General features: G+C 39.8%; 12 protein-coding genes. 1 reads left to right on the forward strand and 11 read right to left on the reverse strand.

The window, feature by feature from the left end; genetic code table 11:
- Positions 1–254: 254 nt before the first annotated feature.
- Positions 255–3,233: a DUF3857 domain-containing transglutaminase family protein gene (locus PMAN_RS14580; protein ID WP_010558084.1), complete on the reverse strand. Its 2,979-nt coding sequence runs from the start codon at positions 3,231–3,233 to the stop codon at positions 255–257.
- A 503-nt stretch (positions 3,234–3,736) separates the two neighbouring features.
- Between PMAN_RS14580 and fusA the strand changes: the two genes are divergently transcribed.
- Positions 3,737–5,821, forward strand: a complete 2,085-nt coding sequence (gene fusA / locus PMAN_RS14585; RefSeq protein WP_010558083.1) for an elongation factor G — start codon at positions 3,737–3,739, stop codon at positions 5,819–5,821.
- A 147-nt stretch (positions 5,822–5,968) separates the two neighbouring features.
- Here fusA and mdoH read toward each other — a convergent pair whose 3' ends face one another.
- From mdoH to tatA, 10 genes are all read right to left on the reverse strand, one after another.
- Positions 5,969–7,930, reverse strand: coding sequence for a glucans biosynthesis glucosyltransferase MdoH (gene mdoH, locus PMAN_RS14590; protein WP_010558082.1), 1,962 nt, complete (start codon positions 7,928–7,930; stop codon positions 5,969–5,971).
- Entirely contained in the window at positions 7,902–9,521 is a 1,620-nt protein-coding gene (locus PMAN_RS14595) for an OpgD/OpgG family glucan biosynthesis protein (protein WP_010558081.1), read from the reverse strand. Before PMAN_RS14595 ends, mdoH begins: the two co-directional genes overlap by 29 nt.
- A gap of 253 nt (positions 9,522–9,774) precedes the next feature.
- On the reverse strand, positions 9,775–12,501 hold the full coding sequence (locus PMAN_RS14600; RefSeq protein WP_010558080.1) for an ExeM/NucH family extracellular endonuclease: 2,727 nt from the start codon (positions 12,499–12,501) through the stop codon (positions 9,775–9,777).
- Between the two features lie 130 nt (positions 12,502–12,631).
- Positions 12,632–13,642 carry a porphobilinogen synthase gene (hemB, locus tag PMAN_RS14605; protein ID WP_010558079.1) on the reverse strand — a complete coding sequence of 337 codons (1,011 nt, stop codon included), beginning with the start codon at positions 13,640–13,642 and terminating at the stop codon, positions 12,632–12,634.
- A 12-nt stretch (positions 13,643–13,654) separates the two neighbouring features.
- A complete protein-coding gene (locus PMAN_RS14610) occupies positions 13,655–15,508 on the reverse strand; it encodes a sensor domain-containing diguanylate cyclase (protein WP_010558078.1) in 1,854 nt (617 codons plus the stop codon).
- On the reverse strand, positions 15,508–16,293 hold the full coding sequence (locus tag PMAN_RS14615) for a TatD family hydrolase (RefSeq protein WP_010558077.1): 786 nt from the start codon (positions 16,291–16,293) through the stop codon (positions 15,508–15,510). The genes PMAN_RS14610 and PMAN_RS14615 overlap by 1 nt, the downstream gene beginning before the upstream one ends.
- Complete coding sequence (locus PMAN_RS14620; RefSeq protein ID WP_006793858.1) at positions 16,293–16,793, reverse strand: hypothetical protein; 501 nt, start codon at positions 16,791–16,793, stop codon at positions 16,293–16,295. Before PMAN_RS14620 ends, PMAN_RS14615 begins: the two co-directional genes overlap by 1 nt.
- Before the next feature lies 1 nt (position 16,794).
- On the reverse strand, positions 16,795–17,535 hold the full coding sequence (tatC, locus tag PMAN_RS14625; protein ID WP_010558076.1) for a twin-arginine translocase subunit TatC: 741 nt from the start codon (positions 17,533–17,535) through the stop codon (positions 16,795–16,797).
- Between the two features lie 48 nt (positions 17,536–17,583).
- Complete coding sequence (gene tatB, locus PMAN_RS14630) at positions 17,584–17,916, reverse strand: Sec-independent protein translocase protein TatB (RefSeq protein WP_010558075.1); 333 nt, start codon at positions 17,914–17,916, stop codon at positions 17,584–17,586.
- A gap of 5 nt (positions 17,917–17,921) precedes the next feature.
- Positions 17,922–18,161 (reverse strand): Sec-independent protein translocase subunit TatA, encoded by a 240-nt coding sequence (tatA, locus tag PMAN_RS14635; RefSeq protein WP_033035675.1) that lies wholly within the window; start codon positions 18,159–18,161, stop codon positions 17,922–17,924.
- Positions 18,162–18,185: the final 24 nt, after the last annotated feature.

Consider the following 18,185-nt stretch of genomic DNA (forward strand, 5'->3'; position numbering starts at 1 on the left):
GGCGGTTACTTATCATCAACATCAAGGGGCGTTGCGGTTAATAACAAGTAACCATAGCTGTTAACGTGCGCCACACGTTGTTTCAGGGTCGAGAAACAAGTTATTCATTCCGTTACAAAGCTGTATGTTCTGCCTTGTTGATAGTGATTATCAATTAGATCTAAGTATCTGTCAACACTCAAATGCAAATAATTATCATTATCTTGGTGCGCGTTTTTTATTCTCTTTTAAATCGGTATGTTAGCGTTAAATAACTACTCTTTTTTATTTTCACTTAAGCGTAAATTTATTTTATCAACTAGCACTTCATCGAGCTTATTAAACCTGCTAACAATAAGTAAAAAATCACTTCCATCTGTTTTTATTACTTTAATAGTGGTGTTATCTAGTTCAGTTTTACCGTATGAGGTTTCTATTTTATCAATGTCATTAAAGTGACTAAGGTCTGAGTCAAGCTTTCCAGCATCGTTTTTATAGTAGCTAAAAATATAATTATCAGTTATTCCGTTTCCATCGTCTCGATAGTCAAACATGGCATCACTATAAAAATAGAGAACGTCTTCATTTTCTGGTGTTAGGCGGTTACGTTTTAAAAAGTGAGTTTGATAAGCCCATAACTTTTCGCCTTTTATTATAGCGCTACCAGGTAAAATATTAGCTTCTTGAAGTACACCGAAGAGTAATATTGGCGAAAGCGCCAGAGACATAAAGCACTGTCTGACTCGCCAGTAAGAATTGTAATGCAAAGCTTTTTGGTTGGTGTTTGCGTGCTCTATGTAACTCACTAATGGAAGCCATAGAAAAGGCATAACCAGCAATGCGATAGTGGCGTATTCTTCCATGCGGTAAACCAATGTGGTTGCAAGTACTAATAAAAATAAAACAGCAGCCCCCCAGCTTGGGATTATTTTACTTTTACTTGATTGCAATTCACTGTGTTGCTTCAGTGCTTGATAAAGGGGGTAATACCATAAAATGGCGAAAATACCGCGAGCAATAGGCATTATATTGGCATTGCTGTGCTGCTTTATAGCTTTAAAGTTACGGTAGCACCAATAGTTAATATAAATACCTAAGCTTAAAATGCTGTAAATAATAAACTTGCTGACCGATACAGCGTAAAATGGGGTATTTTCAAAAGTAGGGCGCTTTGCCGACTCGAGTCGCCAGTCTGCAATAAAGAAAATAAATAATAAAAGGTAACCGGCAAGTGCGTATTTAAGCCAGTTACCTCCAAGGTTATCGAGTATGTCGGCCGTTGTTTGAGGCGCCTCAGTTGTGTTTGCGTACTTTAAAATTGAGTAGTGCGTGGCTGAAATAAGTTTGTTTCGTTGCGCTAGGTAGTCGCTGATTTTATCAGCGGGAATATGGTCTTTCTTTGCGTAAAAGTGATAGCTCAGCGTTAAAATATTATCATTAAAGCTAACGGATGTTTTTAAATAAAAGTAGTCGTTATCAATCTCGTCTTGGCTATTGTCAAACGCCCAGTTTTTTTCAGTAAAATGAAGTTTTATGCTGGTGTCAATTATATTGGGGTATTCAAAATAAAGTGGGTCTGTGCGATTAGTTTGCTTTGGCTCGTAAACACTGTTTTGTATTTCAGAGGCGTAAAAATCAGCTTCATATCCGTCACTGGTTTTTTCCCAAAATTGGCTAATAAGGTACGACTCGCTAGTGATAAACTGACCTGTTTGTTGGTCCTCACTTACCGCCATGGGTTTATCGATTTTGAGCTCGTCAAAAAAACCTTGGTAGTATTCAAGGTATGATTTTGCAACGCTGTCTAGCCCGTTGCGCGCTAAATTACTTCTGCGATTAATAGCCTGAAACTCGGCATAAGAATATTCGGTAGTAAATAGGACCGGTTCTTTTACTGTTTTAGGAATATAAAATTGATCGTTTACTGTTACCTTTTTATGCACAGGAGTTTGTGCCATAGGCGTTAATGTATTTTCGCCATTTTTTATAATAAGTGCATATCCGTAATCGGGCTGCGCTAAATAGGGAAGTGTACCTCGTTGATAACTAATGGTTGGATCCAGCCAATAGCGTTTGCCTTTGTACTCAAGAGTTACAATTACGTGGTTAAATACGCTTGCTGTGGCCGGTAGTTCTATTAAGCGCTTCGTTTCTTCTGTATCTACAAGAGCAGGGTATGCCTCTATTTTCATCGCTTTTAATAATGAAATGAGTAGAGTTGTTTTATCTTTACAGTCACCATACCGTAGAGATAGCGTTTCTGAGGCAGGTGTTGGCTGATGAGAATTGGTGCCCATTTCTAAACCTAAATAGCGTATTTCGTCTTGGCTAAAGCGTAATGCTGCGGCAATCCTATCGGCTGTATTGGTATGTTGTGCCTGTATAGATTGCGCTATGGCGTTAATACTACTGGGTGTTTCGATTGCTGACTCATAAAGTGGTAATGCCCAATTAACAACTTCGTCCCAACTATTATATTCAGAGAGATAAACTTGCATGTATGGGTTGTACCAGGTGGGTGTTTCAGAGTCTTGCGTGAGTAAAGGGGCTTCGAACTCTGATATAGAGTAGTCCGTACCGTATTGGTTTTCAGTCTGTTTTGTTTCGGCAGTGCCATTTATGGTTTTTATATTAAGAGGTGTTTTTTTACCCCATAAAACACGCATATACTGTTGCACTACGGGCACTGACCACCTTAGTGTGCGCCGAGTACTAAATTTATTGGCATAGATAGGATTACTGCCGGTAACACTGTAGCTATAATCGAGCATATCTCCGCTTCGCATATCGTCAACAATGATATTTAAAGAAAGCCTTCCGTTATAAATTTTATCAGCTAATTCAGGCTCGCTCTGGATAACAGATAACCTTGCAGTTGAAAGCTTATCTATGTGCTTACCATCTCTAATTATGGAGAGTGTGTGCAATGTTAGGGTCTGATAGCTTGGGTCAAAATCGAGGCTTAACTGGCTTATATAGTCAACGCCACTTTGATTAAGTGCTTGCATTACTAGGCGTGTGTATCGTTGTTGCTTTTGACGTTCAGGAACATAAGTTTGGTTGTCGAGTAATAGGTATAGTGTGCCATCGCGCACTTTTGCCATATCACTTTTTTGGGGCTGTTTTACGTCATGTAGGGTGACCCAATTACCAGGTGCATCTATTTTATATTGCGTAGCATAAGCTGGTGCATTACATAGAAATAAAACACATGTTAGTAGCCAATAAATAGGGTAAAGAAATGTCCGTTTCATTTTTAATTCTTATTATTTGTTATTAATGCATACCACTTATAGGTTTATATAGTGGCCTATTTTTAATCGATATTATCATACAGATTGAATCGTGAAGAGCTTTAGTAATGCGTTATTTTTAAATACTCGCCTGCTTTAACTTCAATTAAATAAACCTTTCTTCAATGTGTTTATGAAAGAATTTACGACTATTTATTTATACCTTAAAGGGCGCAGCTGCAGTAAAAATTATTAAACATAACAATATGCTCGATATCAATAAGGCCTTTTAAGTTACCGATACAAAATTAAAAAGCATTATTTAAAATGCAGTGTTTATGAAATAAAGCCTAACGTTTTTATTGGTTTATATAATAAACAGCGTGTTGTACCGTTAATATATTCTCTTTGCAAAAAAAATATAGTGAATTGATTGCATTTTAAGCGACTTCTATGGTGATGTTCGCTTTAAGTAATGCTATACTCCCGCCGAATAATTTATCGACTTTATTAAGAGTAAAATAATGGCAGATTTATCGAAGTACAGAAACATTGGTATTTTCGCGCACGTTGATGCGGGTAAAACCACGACTACTGAGCGTATCCTGAAGCTTACAGGTACTATCCACAAAACAGGTGAGGTTCATGATGGTGAATCTACTACCGATTTCATGGATCAAGAAGCTGAGCGCGGTATTACTATCCAGTCTGCGGCAGTAAGCTGTTTCTGGAAAGATCACCGTTTCAACGTTATCGATACTCCTGGACACGTTGACTTCACAGTTGAAGTTTACCGTTCACTTAAAGTATTAGATGGCGGTGTTGGTGTATTCTGTGGTTCTGGTGGTGTTGAGCCACAATCAGAAACTAACTGGCGCTACGCGAACGAATCAGAAGTTGCACGTATTATTTTCGTAAATAAATTAGACCGTATGGGTGCTGATTTTTACCGTGTAACTGAGCAAGTACGTAAAGTACTTGGTGCAGTACCATTAATCATGACTTTACCAATCGGTATTGAAGATGATTTTGTTGGTGTTGTAGACGTATTAGAGAAAAAAGCATACGTTTGGGATGACACTGGTCTTCCTGAAAACTACGAAATCACAGACGTTCCTGCAGACATGGTAGAAAAAACTGAAGAATACCATGAAATGCTTATCGAAACTGCTGTAGAGCAAGACGATGACCTAATGGAAGCGTACATGGAAGGTGAAGTACCTTCTGTTGAAGATATCAAACGTTGTATCCGTAAAGGTACTCGTGACCTTGCGTTCTTCCCAACGTTCTGTGGTTCTGCATTTAAAAACAAAGGTGTTCAACTAGTACTTGATGCTGTTGTTGATTACTTACCGGCTCCTACAGAAGTTGATCCTCAACCTCTTATGGACGAAGAAGGTAATGAAAACGGCGAGTTTGCAATTGTTTCTGCAGACGAACCTTTCAAAGCGCTTGCATTTAAAATCATGGATGACCGCTTTGGTGCATTAACATTCGTACGTATCTACTCTGGTAAGCTTAACAAGGGTGACACTATCCTTAATGCGTTTACTGGTAAAACAGAACGTGTTGGCCGCATGGTAGAAATGCAAGCTGACGAGCGTAAAGAGTTAACTAGCGCACAAGCTGGTGACATCATTGCAATCGTAGGTATGAAGAACGTGCAAACTGGTCACACTCTTTGTGATCCTAAGCACCCAGTAACACTTGAACCAATGGTATTCCCAACTCCAGTAATCTCGATTGCTGTACAGCCTAAAGATAAAGGCGGTAATGAGAAAATGGGTGTTGCTATCGGTAAAATGGTTGCAGAAGATCCATCTTTCCAAGTTGAGACTGATGAAGATTCAGGCGAAACTATCCTTAAAGGTATGGGTGAGCTTCACTTAGATATCAAAGTAGATATCCTTAAGCGTACTTACGGTGTAGACCTTATTGTTGGTCAACCACAGGTTGCTTACCGTGAAACTATCACTCGTGAAATCGAAGATAGCTACACGCATAAGAAACAATCTGGTGGTTCTGGTCAGTTCGGTAAAATTGATTACCGTATCAAGCCAGGCGAAGTGGGTTCAGGCTTCACGTTCACATCATCAGTTGTTGGTGGTAACGTACCTAAAGAATTCTGGCCTGCAGTTGAGAAAGGCTTTAAATCAATGATGCAAGAGGGTGTGCTAGCTGGTTTCCCTGTACTTGACGTTGAAGTAGAACTTTTCGACGGTGGCTTCCACGCCGTGGATTCATCTGCAATTGCATTCGAAATCGCTGCTAAAGGCGCTTTCCGTCAATCGATCCCTAAAGCGGGCGCACAACTTCTTGAGCCAATCATGAAAGTTGACGTGTTCACTCCAGAAGATCACGTTGGTGACGTAATCGGTGACCTTAACCGTCGTCGTGGTATGCTAAGCGACCAAGAAGCTGGTTTAACTGGCGTTCGCATTAAAGCTGACGTACCGTTATCAGAAATGTTTGGTTACATCGGTTCACTACGTACTATGACATCAGGTCGTGGTCAGTTCTCTATGGAGTTCTCACACTACGCACCTTGTCCAGCTAACGTATCTGAAACGGTAATCGCTGCAGAGAAAGAGAAAAAAGCTGCTAAGTAATTAGCCTTTTAAACTCTAAAAAAACCCGCACATGTTGCGGGTTTTTTATTGGTTAAAAATTTTCTAGCTTCTGTTTAATCTATAGATAGCATATATTTTAAACATAAAAAGGAGCACTAAGTGCTCCTTTTTAGTGTGATGGTACGGTTAATTAAACTTTCTAATTAACTTTGCTTTGAGGGTTTTGATTTTTAGCTTACGAACACGATGAAAGCGTTGTACTGGCATTGTTGTTAATTGCTCTGCAGGTAGTGCTGGCAAAGCTTCAGGGTATTGCCCTTTGCTTGGTACTGATACTGTTTGTAAATGTACTTTAAGTGCAGCGAGTGTTTTGTTGTTATCGACTTCACTAGGGCATATAAATATACCTAGTTTTCTGAGCGCTACACCAAACTTAATACTACTCGAGTAACGAACAATGGGAGCTGCAAGTATCAGCCCTAGTAAAATAGGTGATAACCACCAGAAAAATACAGGGGTAAAGTAATAAGCAACCCCGCCCCAAACAACTGCAACTACGGTTGAAAATAGTGTATAGCCAAAGGCTTCTTTCCACGACACCATACGGCCTTCTCGCGGTTGAGCATCCCACGTTACTTTTTTACCTAAAAATACACATACTACAAAGTAAGCATGAAAAACCATCATTAGTGGTGCCACAATAACGGCAAATAAAGTTTCAATAACTGAACCAGCTATAAGTTTAATTGATCCACCAAAACGCTTATTTCTGTGAACTAGGGTAACAATGACCCCCATTAACTTAGGCATTAATAAAATAATAATGGTTAAATAAAGTAATGAGTCAATTAAATCTGTTTTAGCTATTTGCCATGTAGGGAATAACTGATAAGCACGATTAAAATAGACATCACTGTTTAATGCGCGGGTAACTGCATCAATAGTACTTAATGCGAGCATTGATAGCCAAATAAGCGACGATATATATGCTGTGGCACCCAGTAAAAAATGAAACTTACTCATAAGCTTTAATTTATTTGATGACAATAAACCAAGGTGTTGAATATTGCCTTGTACCCAGCGCCTATCACGAATTGCGTAGTCTAATATATTGCTTGGAACTTCTTCATAGCTACCTTCAATTTCAGATAACAACAATACATCCCAATCTGCTGAGTGAAGTAAAGAAGCTTCAACAAAGTCGTGGCTGAGAATTTCACCACCAAAGGGCGCATTCCCCTTTAATGTTGGCAAACCACAACATTTAATAAAGGCATCGACCCTTATGATTGCGTTATGTCCCCAGTAGTTAGCTTGATCGGTTTGCCAAAAAGCAGAGCCAGTAGCTAGCATGGGGCTGTAGAGTACCGATGCGAATTGTAAAAAGCGACCAAAAAAAGTATCTTGGCGAACCGGAATAGGGATTGTCTGAATAAGACCTGCTTGTGGGTTATTTAGCATGCTAGTTGTTAGCTCAAGCATACACTTGCCAGTCATTATACTGTCTGCATCGAGTACAATCATATGATCGTATTTACTACCCCAGCGTTCACAAAAATCCGTTAGGTTGCCTACTTTGCGGTGTTTATTGTCTTCACGGCGGCGATAAAAAATATGTTTGGCAGTATCTCCTAAGCGTTCACACAGTGCGTGCCATGCATTGAGTTCATTCTCGGCTATCTGCGGGTCTTGTGTATCGCTTAGTAAGTAAAAATCAAAGTGTTCGAGCTGTCCGGTCTCTTTAAGCGACGCTAGACTTACTTCAAAACCAGCAATTACACGGTGGGTGTCTTCGTTGTAAATAGGCATTACAACCGCTGTTTTTTGCTTAGCAATAGCTTGGGCGTGAATCGCGATTGGTTTTATGCGCTTTAAGGTAAGTGGATCGATACGAAATAGCTGTAATACAAACCCTATTGTGCCACTACAAAATGCCGTCACTATCCATGCAAATGTAATAGAAAATAAGACAAGCAGTGCATACTCAAGCAACGTCATGCCGTTTGAGTTAAGTATGTCGAACATGATTGATATGCCATAGCCTGATATGAATATAGCGGCAATTGCAAAAAGCCATACACGAGCTGTTTTAAATGGCATTGTCGTTCCCTTTTCTTGCTTACTTGATGTCATTTGGATACCAAACATAGCTCCATACCTCACTAATGTCTTTGTCACGTAGTTTTAACGATAAGCGCATATCGACGGGGTTGTCGTCTTGTGGTGCAATTTTAAAAGCAACACGCCAGCCGTACCCTTCAGGCAGCTTTTGAACGGATACATCACTTACTTCACCCGTAGTAAGCTGAATATCTGCATTTAACTTAAGTTGTTCAGAGAGAGCATTTAGAGCAGGGCCTGAAAAATCAACAGTGAATTGACGATGACTTTGTGGTGGCGGGTTATCTTCACCGGGCAATGCCGCGCTGCCGATACGAGTACGAACTACATGTGCTTTTTCATGTTTGTTTAAACTGCTATTAAACGTACTCATTTTGTAGCTAAGTTTTAATGAATCACCTGCTTTGAAGGGGTTTTCTGGTACCCAGTAGCTAACAATGTTGTCGTTTGTTTCGGTATCTGTTGGAATTTCTACTAGCTCAACACGGCCATTGCCCCATTCACCCTGAGGTTCAATCCATAGGCTTGGGCGATCATGGTAATGTGCTTCTATATCAAAATAGTTATTAAAGTCACGGTCGCGCTGCGCAAGCCCAAAACCTTTCGGGTTTTCGTACGCAAATGACGTAACACTCAGTTGCGATGGATTATTCAGTGGGCGCCATACCCACTTGTCATCCTGTGATTGAGTTAACAAACCATCAGAGTCATGCACCTCGGGACGATAATCATCAAAAAATTTTGTGCTATTTTCACCATGATAAAACATGCTCGTTAGTGGTGCGATGCCTAACTTTTTCACGTCTTTACGGGCAAATATTTGCATGTCTATTTTAACGGTTGTGTTGGTAGTAGGGTCAATATTAAATTTATAAGCGCCAGATACTGATGGGCTATCAAGTAATGCAAACAGTACAATGCTAGTTTGTTCTGCTGTTGGCTTTACTAGCCAAAACTCTTTAAACATAGGGAACTCTTCGCCAGATGCAAGCGCTGTATCAATTGCTAATCCGCGAGCTGAAAGGCCATAAACTTGGTTTGGACCTACAACACGAAAATAAGAAGCACCTTGAAACACCATAATCTCATCTTTATAAGTATTAGTATTTAAAGGGTAGTGAAGCCTAAAACCTGCATGGCCAAGCTGTGTATTGGTTGTGCTTTTAGTTAACTCATCTTTTAGCGGTGCAGCCGTTCCATCGTAATTATAAAAGTCAGTATTAAAGGGAAGTCTGCTGTGTTTTGAGTCGCTATCAACAGTATTTATTGTCACCGGTGTTTTGTATAAAAAACCAGGATGAAATAGCTGTAATTCATACAAACCATCATCTTTCCAAACAGCTTGATCTTGCTTAAAACGAATGGAGCGGTAATCCTGATAATTAATGTTATTTAGTGCATCAAGTTCAATATTGTTTGGCGCCTTATAGTCTTCACTGGCTAATTTTTTTGCACGTGCGCTGATAACATCAAATAAACTACTTTGTGAAATAGAGGCTTTGGTGGTACTTGCTAATGCTTGGTTACTAACTGCAAATGTTGAAAGTGCAATAAATAAACCCAAAATCGATTTAGTATGAGACTGCCATCTTGTTGTTAATTTGATAAGTTGCTTCATTTTTTCTTCCTTTATGAAAACGGCTAGGTCACATTTAAAAGTGATTTTTTTACTTAATGGGTAAGCCTAAATTAATCTATGAATTTGATGTTAAGTACTGAAGTTACGAGGTTTGTAAAGTTACATTTAATAAAAAATGAACTACCTAACGCAAAAGATATTAAGGGGGGATAGCTGAAGCTTGTCTGAATTATTTTTACAGAGGAATAAAAAAAGCCGCGAATGCGGCTTTTTATTTCTTACTTTAAGCTAATTATTTCTTTTTAAAGCGACGCACTATAGAAAGTGGTGCTAAAAGAAGAGATAACCAAAGCAATGAGCCAGCATCGTTATCATCATCTGAACGCAAGTTATTTACCTTCACAGCAACTTTTTCAGCTTTTGATACATTACCAACGCTATCTTCAACTTGTACAGTAAACGTAATGCGGTTTTCAAATTCATAATCAATTTCACCAGCAACAATTAGCTGACCTTGATCATTAATTGACACACTATCGTTTTCAGACACGATAAATTTAACAACAGGTGAATCTTCAGGGTTAGGATCTGAGTAATCAAGCATGCCAATAACAGTACCTACAGCGCTGTTTTCATCAATAGAGAATACTTGATCTGGGGCAACCACAGGAGTCTGTTCTTCTGGTGTAAGCACAACTTCAGATTTGATATCAACAATCACAGGGTCATGATCAGACGCGCGGTATGCACTTTCTGAGTAAAGAGTAGACTGATGCCCTTCGCTCTTAAACTCTACATTGTAATCAAGTACGATAGGCTCATCGGCATTAATGTGCCAATCTTTAGCAGCCACTACTTTACTAAGTAAAGACTCAGTCGCCACAGCATGGTCAAGGCTACCAGCGCGGCCTGAGAAGCTGTAAGAGTAAGCTAATGTATTACCATCAAGCTCAGCAACAACATTTTTGTAGCCTTTTTCGTCAAATTTGCGAATTGGATCTTCCATCGCGTAGGCGTTCATATCACCCACTAAGATAATATCTTCGTCGTCTACACCTGTTGGTTTGCTGTCTAACCAATCAGCAAATGCGCTTGCACCTTCTGTACGGATTTCATTCCAACATGCTTGACCATCGTTTTGATCTTCATTAGCGCCACTTGCACTACCACAACCGCCTTTTGATTTTAAGTGCGCTACAGCAACAGTAAATACTTCTTGCGACTCTAACGATTTAAAGCTTTGTGCGATAGGTGTACGGTTGCTGAAATCAAATGGTGCTGCGGTAGTAATAGCAGCAGACCCTACTTCTTCAACTTTGTTTGCGCGGTAAATAAGTGCTGTCGTAATTGCATCAGTACCAACTTGGTTAACGTTAAAGTCTACAAAAGCATATTCGTTAGCACTGTCAGCATCATTTAGTGCGTTTACTAAACTTGCAATTGCACTAAACTCACCAAAGCCATCGTTTTCAATTTCCATTAAACCAACAACGTCAGCTTGCATTGCGCTAATTGCACTTACTAACTTAGCTTCTTGGCGAACCAACTCTTCAAGTGAGTCAGCACCGCGGCTAGTTGGGAAACCAGCACCTTGGCCGTCACCGTTGAAGTAGTTTAAAACGTTAAAGCTTGCAACTCGCAGGTCTGCTTCAGGATTTAGTTCCGGTGCGTCTTCACGTGGGTTAGTTGCAATAAATTGCGGTGCAACTGTTGGGTGAATACGGTATGTGCTGAAGCTATACGCTAATGCGCCTGTTACGCTGTTCACACTATCGCCTGTACGTAATGTGTTTTCTGCTGATAAACCTGGGGTTGGGTAAGCAGTAGGATCTGAGTTTTGAACAGTTGAACCGTCATCAACTAAGATTTTTTTAGTTAAGTTTTCTACTTCAACTGCGTTAGCTGCATCGCCAGGCATAGCAACTTGTGTGCCTTGGTATAAACGTTCTGTTGCAAGCTCAACTTCACCGTAACGGCCTAAACCAAAGTTATTTGTTACAACTAACTCTTGGTCTAAAGTAACCAGCATTCCTTCAAAGGCTTCTAAATCATCTTGGCTTGCTAAAGGTAAAGAAATTTTAGTGGCATTTACTGATTGACCCGTTGCACATACCGCAACTTGAACAACATCAGATATTTGCGTTGAATCGAAGTATTCATCAACTGTACCTTGAACACGTACGTGATCGCCAACGTTTACATCTGTATCTGCAAAGTAAACAAATACACCTTCAGAAGTTAGTGGGTTTGTATCTTCATCAGCGGCAAGAGAGGTTACAAAGAAACCTTTAAGTTCATCATCACCTTGGAAGTCGGCAGTAACAATACCCTCTAGTTCTACTAGTGTGTCAACTAGTGGGCTTTCGTTTCCTTCGCCTTGAATAGCACTAATTAGCGTTTTGTCTGCAGCACATACGATTGGATCAATTGGATCTGGTTCAGGTTCTGTTCCGCCACCATTACCCGCATGAGAACCGAGACCGTCAAAGGTATCAATATCAAACTGTTCCCACTCTTCACTTGGTAAAAACTCAGCAGTTGAATCGGTGCGACCTGACGTTATGCTTAGCTTACGGCGTAACGTTTTGTTTTGTGTTTGTGCCGTAGCATCGGACCAAAATGACCCAGGATCAACCCCCACTTGGCCAAAGCTATCAACAATCACGCCGTCTTTAGTTAAAACAAGGGCATCATCACCGTTGTAGTAAGTCACAGTGCTAGTTGTATCTGCAATGTCCAGTATGTCGGCTGTTGCACCCGGATTTGAAATTATGTAGGTAGTATTAGCGGCTAATGTACCTGTTAAATCAATCGAGTTACCAACTGAACTGCTACCATTTGAATAAAGTCCTAAAACATAGCCTTCAAGAGAAATCTCGGTATCAGCATTATTATAAAGTTCAATGGCTTTATTATTACTGCTACCTTCAATATATTCAGAAATGATTAGATCAGCGGACGCTGGTGCACTAAGACCTGCTAGTACAAGCGCCAGTGGCGTTATTTTTGTTTTTAACATTTTTTATTATTCCCGTGTATTTAAATCCCAAAATGGGACACCAGTTTAGAGAATCTAAATGACAAAAATAATACAATTATGTTAATGAATGTAAACGAAAAGGCGGTTTTACCGCCTTTTTATCAATTACTTACTTTTTAGTGAGGTATTGCGCGGCTTGCTTAGCGAAATAGGTTAATATGCCATCAGCCCCTGCGCGCTTAAAAGCGAGTAAAGACTCCATAATTGTGGCTTCTTCGCTCAGCCAACCGTTATCAATCGCTGCTTTGTGCATTGCGTATTCTCCACTAACCTGATATGCGAAAGTAGGTACACCAAATTCGTCTTTAACGCGGCGGACAATATCAAGGTAGGGCATACCGGGTTTAACCATCACCATGTCGGCACCTTCTTGTAAATCAAGCGCGACTTCTCTAATTGCTTCATCTGAGTTGGCAGGATCCATTTGATAGGTTTTCTTATCGGCCCCTTTTAAGTTACCTGCAGAGCCTACAGCATCTCTAAAAGGCCCGTAGTAGCTAGACGCATATTTAGCTGAGTAAGCCATAATACGTGTATGAATATGGCCATCTGCTTCAAGTGCTTCGCGAATAGCGCCAATACGACCATCCATCATGTCAGATGGCGCAACTACATCTGCGCCTGCCTCGGCGTGCGAAAGCGCCTGCTTAACAAGAATTTCAGTGGTTATGTCATTAATTACATAACCTTTATCATCAATAATGCCGTCTTGACCATGAGTAGTAAATGGGTCAAGGGCTACATCGGTAATAACCCCAAGCTCAGGAAAAGCTTCTTTTAAAGCGCGCACAGTACGTTGTGCTAAGCCATCTTCATTAAAGGCTTCTTCAGCCATCAGGGATTTTTTGTCACCAGGAGTTACCGGAAAAATAGCCACGGCAGGTACACCTAAATCTACAAGCTCTTTTGCTTCTTCAAGCAAAAAATCAATCGATAAACGTTCAATTCCAGGCATAGATTCGATGACTTCTCGGCGATTTTTACCTTCTAGTACAAAAACAGGGTAAATAAGGTCATTTACGCTAAGGTGGTTTTCGGCCATTAGACGACGAGAAAAGTCATCGCGGCGCATTCTGCGCATACGAGTATATGGGAAAAGGTCTAGTCCAGATTGGGCCATATTACTATGCTCCTATTGTATAGTTTCAAAATTAACAACTTGGTTACGACCTTGTTGTTTAGCGCTATAAAGTGCTTTATCTGCGCATTCCGTGAATAACTCAGGGGTATTTATATCATCAGCAATAAATGTATAGACACCGGCACTAATCGTAAATTTAACCTCAGCACCAGCAACAATGACTGGGTTTTGGTATATATCTAGTCGTATTTGTTCTGCTATATCAAAAGCGCCTTGGTTTGCAGTGTTAGGGAGTAAAATTACAAACTCCTCACCGCCATAGCGAGCGACCTCATCCAGCGGTCGTTTCAAAAAGCGTTTGATAATATCAGCAGTTGCTTTTATAACGTTATCACCGCTTAAGTGTCCGTAGGTATCGTTAATTGTTTTAAAGTGATCGATATCAATCATAATAATACTTAGCGGTGTTTGTTCTCTTCGTGAACGACGAAGTTCCATTACCAGTTTCTTATCAAAAAAGCGGCGGTTTTTAGCGCCTGTTAGCGCATCTTCTGTATTTAGCTGTTCAAGCTCTCTGTTTTTTTCTTCAAGTTCTCTAAGTGTTACTTGTAGTTCAAACGTGCGCTCATCTACTTGTGATTCAAGTTCGTACTGAGCTTCTTCTTGAAGTGCGAGCCGCTCTTTTAACAGTGTGTCTTGAGCCGTACTTTCTGCAATCACAGTTTGCTGTTCGATTATCTGCTCATCTCGTTCAGTTATAAATTGCTTCATAACTGCATAACACAAGCAAAATGTACAACTAAAAAATAACACCGATATAATGACCAACCCCATCGTTTCAAAGGTGTACCATCCCATCACGGTTATAATAAAATAAACCGTTACTGCATTAAAAAAGCCTAAAGCTAGTAATAATGCATTTATAGATTTTGAAGGGTGGGAGCGAGAAGATAAGTAGGTTGTTAAAAAGTACAGACTTAAAACAAGAGGGGTTAATATTAGGCAATATGCAGTGACCAACCAGTTAGGAAGTAGCCAAATAAATAATAGAGAGGCAGCCAGCAATTTTGTTATTAATTTTTGCACACGTATAATTTTTTGAGCGTGAGGCTTGCACATTTGTTGTTGAAGAGGGAAAAACAACAGCGCGATTAAAATAAGTAATATTGGCATTATTACTTGTTGGATTGTGGGAGTATTTGGGTGCAAGTAACGAAATCCAAAGCCGCCAAGGTACGCTAAAAAAAGCCCTAGCGTGAAAGTGATCGCTCCCGCTAGTGCAAAATAGCGCTTTCGAGTAAATCCATACAAAAATATACAGCTTAATGCCAATGCTGCTAAAAAGCCGACCATTAACCCATAAACTAGGTTAAACCCCTCTTTTTGAGTTAAATAAACATCTTGTTGCCATAAACTGATAGGGATACGTAAACCTGATGGGTTACTAACTTTGAGAATAACCCGAGTGGAGGAGCTTGCTGGAAGCGTTAATTTAGTTAACAAAAACTCACTCTTTATAGTACGTTCGTCAAGTGAGAATGAATCACCTAGCCGCATTTCTGACAGTATTTGTGCATTTCTCAAGTGAAACAGCTGAACTTCATTTAAAAATGGATTGTCTATTAAAATTAATGGACTAAAGCGATTATTTAACGTGTTATTTATTTCAAACGTAACCCAAACAGGGCGGCTTTCTAGGCCAAAATTTAACAGTTTGGTGTTAACCGAATGCCATTTATTAGGCTCAAGTTGTAAAGCTGTTTCTATCGATGAAGGCTCAAAAGAATAAGTGAGATTTGTAACGATATGGGATGAAAAATCTGAATTTATTTCTACGGTAGACGCAAAGCTTTTAAAAGTGAAAAGCACTATAAGTAGGCAAATAGCAGCCTTTAAACTGTTCATTAACGGGCTTCTAAACCAAAAACAGTATAAAAGTTATCTGTTGTTTGCTTCGCCACACTCTTTGCATCTATTTGATACAGCTCAGCAAGTGTTTGGCAGACATGCGTTAATAGTGCAGGCTCATTTCTTCGCGACTTTGGCTTTGGTTTAACGGTGCGTGGAATTAAAAAAGGCGCATCAGTTTCTATAAGTAAGCGGTCTAAGGGAATGCTTGGGGCTAAAGCTTGCAATGCTTGTCCGCGTCTTTCATCACAAACCCACCCTGTGATACCAATGTATAGGCCTAATGCTAAATAACTTTTGAGTGCGATTTCATCTCCTGTAAAGCAGTGAAGCACACCGCGAACATTGAACTCAGTAAGAATATTGATCATGTCATCACTCGCATCACGCTCATGCAAATAAACCGGTAAATTTAACTTTTCGGCTAGTGCAAGTTGGCGTCTCAATACGCTACGTTGAACACTTCGAGGCGAAAAATCACGGTTATAATCAAGCCCGCATTCACCAATAGCAACAACCTGAGGTTGAGTGGCAAGCAGTGTTAATTGGTCTTCTAATGAATCAGTTGCTGTTTTGGCATCATGTGGGTGAATACCGGCGGTTGAAAACAAGTGAAAGCTTTTAGCAAGTGCTAAAGATTGCTCACTTGATGAGATGTCGCAACCAATAAGCAGCATTTTTTCGACACCCGCGCTTTGAGCGCGGGAGATGATATCTGAATGCTCACCATCAAACTGATGGTTTGCTAAGTTAACGCCAGCATCAACCAGTGTGTAAGGCATTACTTAGTTCGTTTGACGCGAATAGAACGGTTTTGACCATCTTTTCGTAATAAAAATGAGTTAAATGCACCGCGGGTAATGGTTACAGCATCAGACTTTTTCAAACGCATGCTATCAGAACCAACTTGGCGCCATTTTTGGTTGTTATCCAAAGTGATGATCAGCTCGCCATAGGGGGCTTTGTCAACAGATGTGACCGCTGCTTTTATTTCACTGTCTTTTTCTGCTCGGTCTTTTTTGTGCTCTAAACCAAAGTCATCCTTTGGCGCTTCAACTGCAACAACAGGAACATTGGTGGCTGTTGTTGGCGCTTTAACTTTTTGGGTTACTGTTGATTGTGTAAGTGGTTTACCCGCCATTGTATTATCGTAACACAACAGACGGTTAAAGTCATTTTCGATAAAGCTACACGCTTTTAGCGCTTGAGTATTAATGTCTGATTGCGCAGAAAATGCAGGTGCGCTCAATATAACCAGTAGTGAGAGTATTTGTTTTTTCATTTTATTCCTCAACTTCTTCTCGTGGTTTAGCAGTGTAAAACTTCGCTAAAATTAAACCTAATTCAAACAAAAGCAACATCGGAAATGCTAATAATGTCTGCGATAAAACATCGGGCGGCGTTAAAAACATCGCCACAACAAAAACACCCACCACAATATAAGGGCGCTTTTCTTTTAAGCTCGTTGTTGTCGTTGCACCACTCCAGCACAAAAGCATAATAGCAACTGGAATTTCAAATGCGACGCCAAACGCAAAAAACAGCTTTAATACAAACCCTAAATAACTACTTATATCTGGCGCTAGGGTCATCATTTCAGGACCCGTATTGGTAAAAAAACCTAAAATAATGGGTAGCACTACAAAATAACAAAAAGCGATACCGCCATAAAATAGTAAAATACTGGAAGCAAGAATAGGCATCAGCATTTTCTTTTCATGCTGATATAATCCCGGCGCTATAAACCCCCAAATTTGATGCAATATCCAAGGTATAGACGCAAATAATGCAACAAATAAAGTCAGCTTAAATGGGGCAAAGAAGGGGGCTGTGACATCGGTTGCAATCATGGTTGCACTGCTTGGTAAATGAGAGACTAACGGCTGCGCAACAAACGCGTATATATCGTTTGCAAAATACACTATTGCAATAAAAATAACTAAAATACTCAACAGTGATTTTATAAGCCTGTCACGCAGCTCTATTAAATGAGCTACAAACCCCGATTTTACTTCCTCAACCATTTTTATTTATACCATTTAGTAAGTTGACCATAGAAAGGTAAATTAAATTCACTTTTTTTCATCAATTTGTTGGTTAGGTTCTGATTCTTGTGGCTGTTTTTTATAGCTGTGAGTTACTGATTCTGCAGCCTGTTTTAGCTCACTTAATGAGCTTTGTAATTCAGGGCTTAAATCTTGTAGGTTTTGTTGCTCAGCTTTTTTTAGGTTTTCGTGGAGCTCGTGTACGCGCAATTCTTCACTCACTTCAGCTTTAACTGAATTAGCAAGAGATTTAACAGTTTTAACCCAGCGACTAACCGTTCTTATTGCAACGGGTAAGCGTTCAGGCCCTAATACAACAAGCCCTACAATAAAAACAACAACTAACTCCCACATGCCCATGTTAATTAAGCCTTATCGGTGTCTTTTGTTTTTTCGGTATCAGTAGTCGTCGTTTTTTGTGACGTTTGAATTTGTTCAGGGGAGTCTGTTTCAGTTGGTTTTTCATCCGACATTGCTTTTTTAAACCCCTTAACAGCACCGCCTAAGTCACCCCCCATGCCGCGTAATTTTTTAGTACCAAAAAGAAGTACAATGATTGCTAAAACAATCAATAATTGCCAAATACTAATGCCGCCCAATCCCATGGTTCTCTCCAAATAATAAAATGA

The sequence above is a fragment of the Pseudoalteromonas marina genome (assembly GCF_000238335.3).
Lineage (GTDB): Bacteria > Pseudomonadota > Gammaproteobacteria > Enterobacterales > Alteromonadaceae > Pseudoalteromonas > Pseudoalteromonas marina.

What these genes read in the sequence shown, in the direction of transcription:
- PMAN_RS14580 (WP_010558084.1), bottom strand. Translation starts at nt 3,233, where the DNA reads ATGAAACGGACATTTCTTTACCCTATTTATTGGCTACTAACATGTGTT.
- fusA (WP_010558083.1), top strand. Translation starts at nt 3,737, where the DNA reads ATGGCAGATTTATCGAAGTACAGAAACATTGGTATTTTCGCGCACGTT.
- mdoH (WP_010558082.1), bottom strand. Translation starts at nt 7,930, where the DNA reads ATGTTTGGTATCCAAATGACATCAAGTAAGCAAGAAAAGGGAACGACA.
- PMAN_RS14595 (WP_010558081.1), bottom strand. Translation starts at nt 9,521, where the DNA reads ATGAAGCAACTTATCAAATTAACAACAAGATGGCAGTCTCATACTAAA.
- PMAN_RS14600 (WP_010558080.1), bottom strand. Translation starts at nt 12,501, where the DNA reads ATGTTAAAAACAAAAATAACGCCACTGGCGCTTGTACTAGCAGGTCTT.
- hemB (WP_010558079.1), bottom strand. Translation starts at nt 13,642, where the DNA reads ATGGCCCAATCTGGACTAGACCTTTTCCCATATACTCGTATGCGCAGA.
- PMAN_RS14610 (WP_010558078.1), bottom strand. Translation starts at nt 15,508, where the DNA reads ATGAACAGTTTAAAGGCTGCTATTTGCCTACTTATAGTGCTTTTCACT.
- PMAN_RS14615 (WP_010558077.1), bottom strand. Translation starts at nt 16,293, where the DNA reads ATGCCTTACACACTGGTTGATGCTGGCGTTAACTTAGCAAACCATCAG.
- PMAN_RS14620 (WP_006793858.1), bottom strand. Translation starts at nt 16,793, where the DNA reads ATGAAAAAACAAATACTCTCACTACTGGTTATATTGAGCGCACCTGCA.
- tatC (WP_010558076.1), bottom strand. Translation starts at nt 17,535, where the DNA reads ATGGTTGAGGAAGTAAAATCGGGGTTTGTAGCTCATTTAATAGAGCTG.
- tatB (WP_010558075.1), bottom strand. Translation starts at nt 17,916, where the DNA reads ATGGGCATGTGGGAGTTAGTTGTTGTTTTTATTGTAGGGCTTGTTGTA.
- tatA (WP_033035675.1), bottom strand. Translation starts at nt 18,161, where the DNA reads ATGGGATTGGGCGGCATTAGTATTTGGCAATTATTGATTGTTTTAGCA.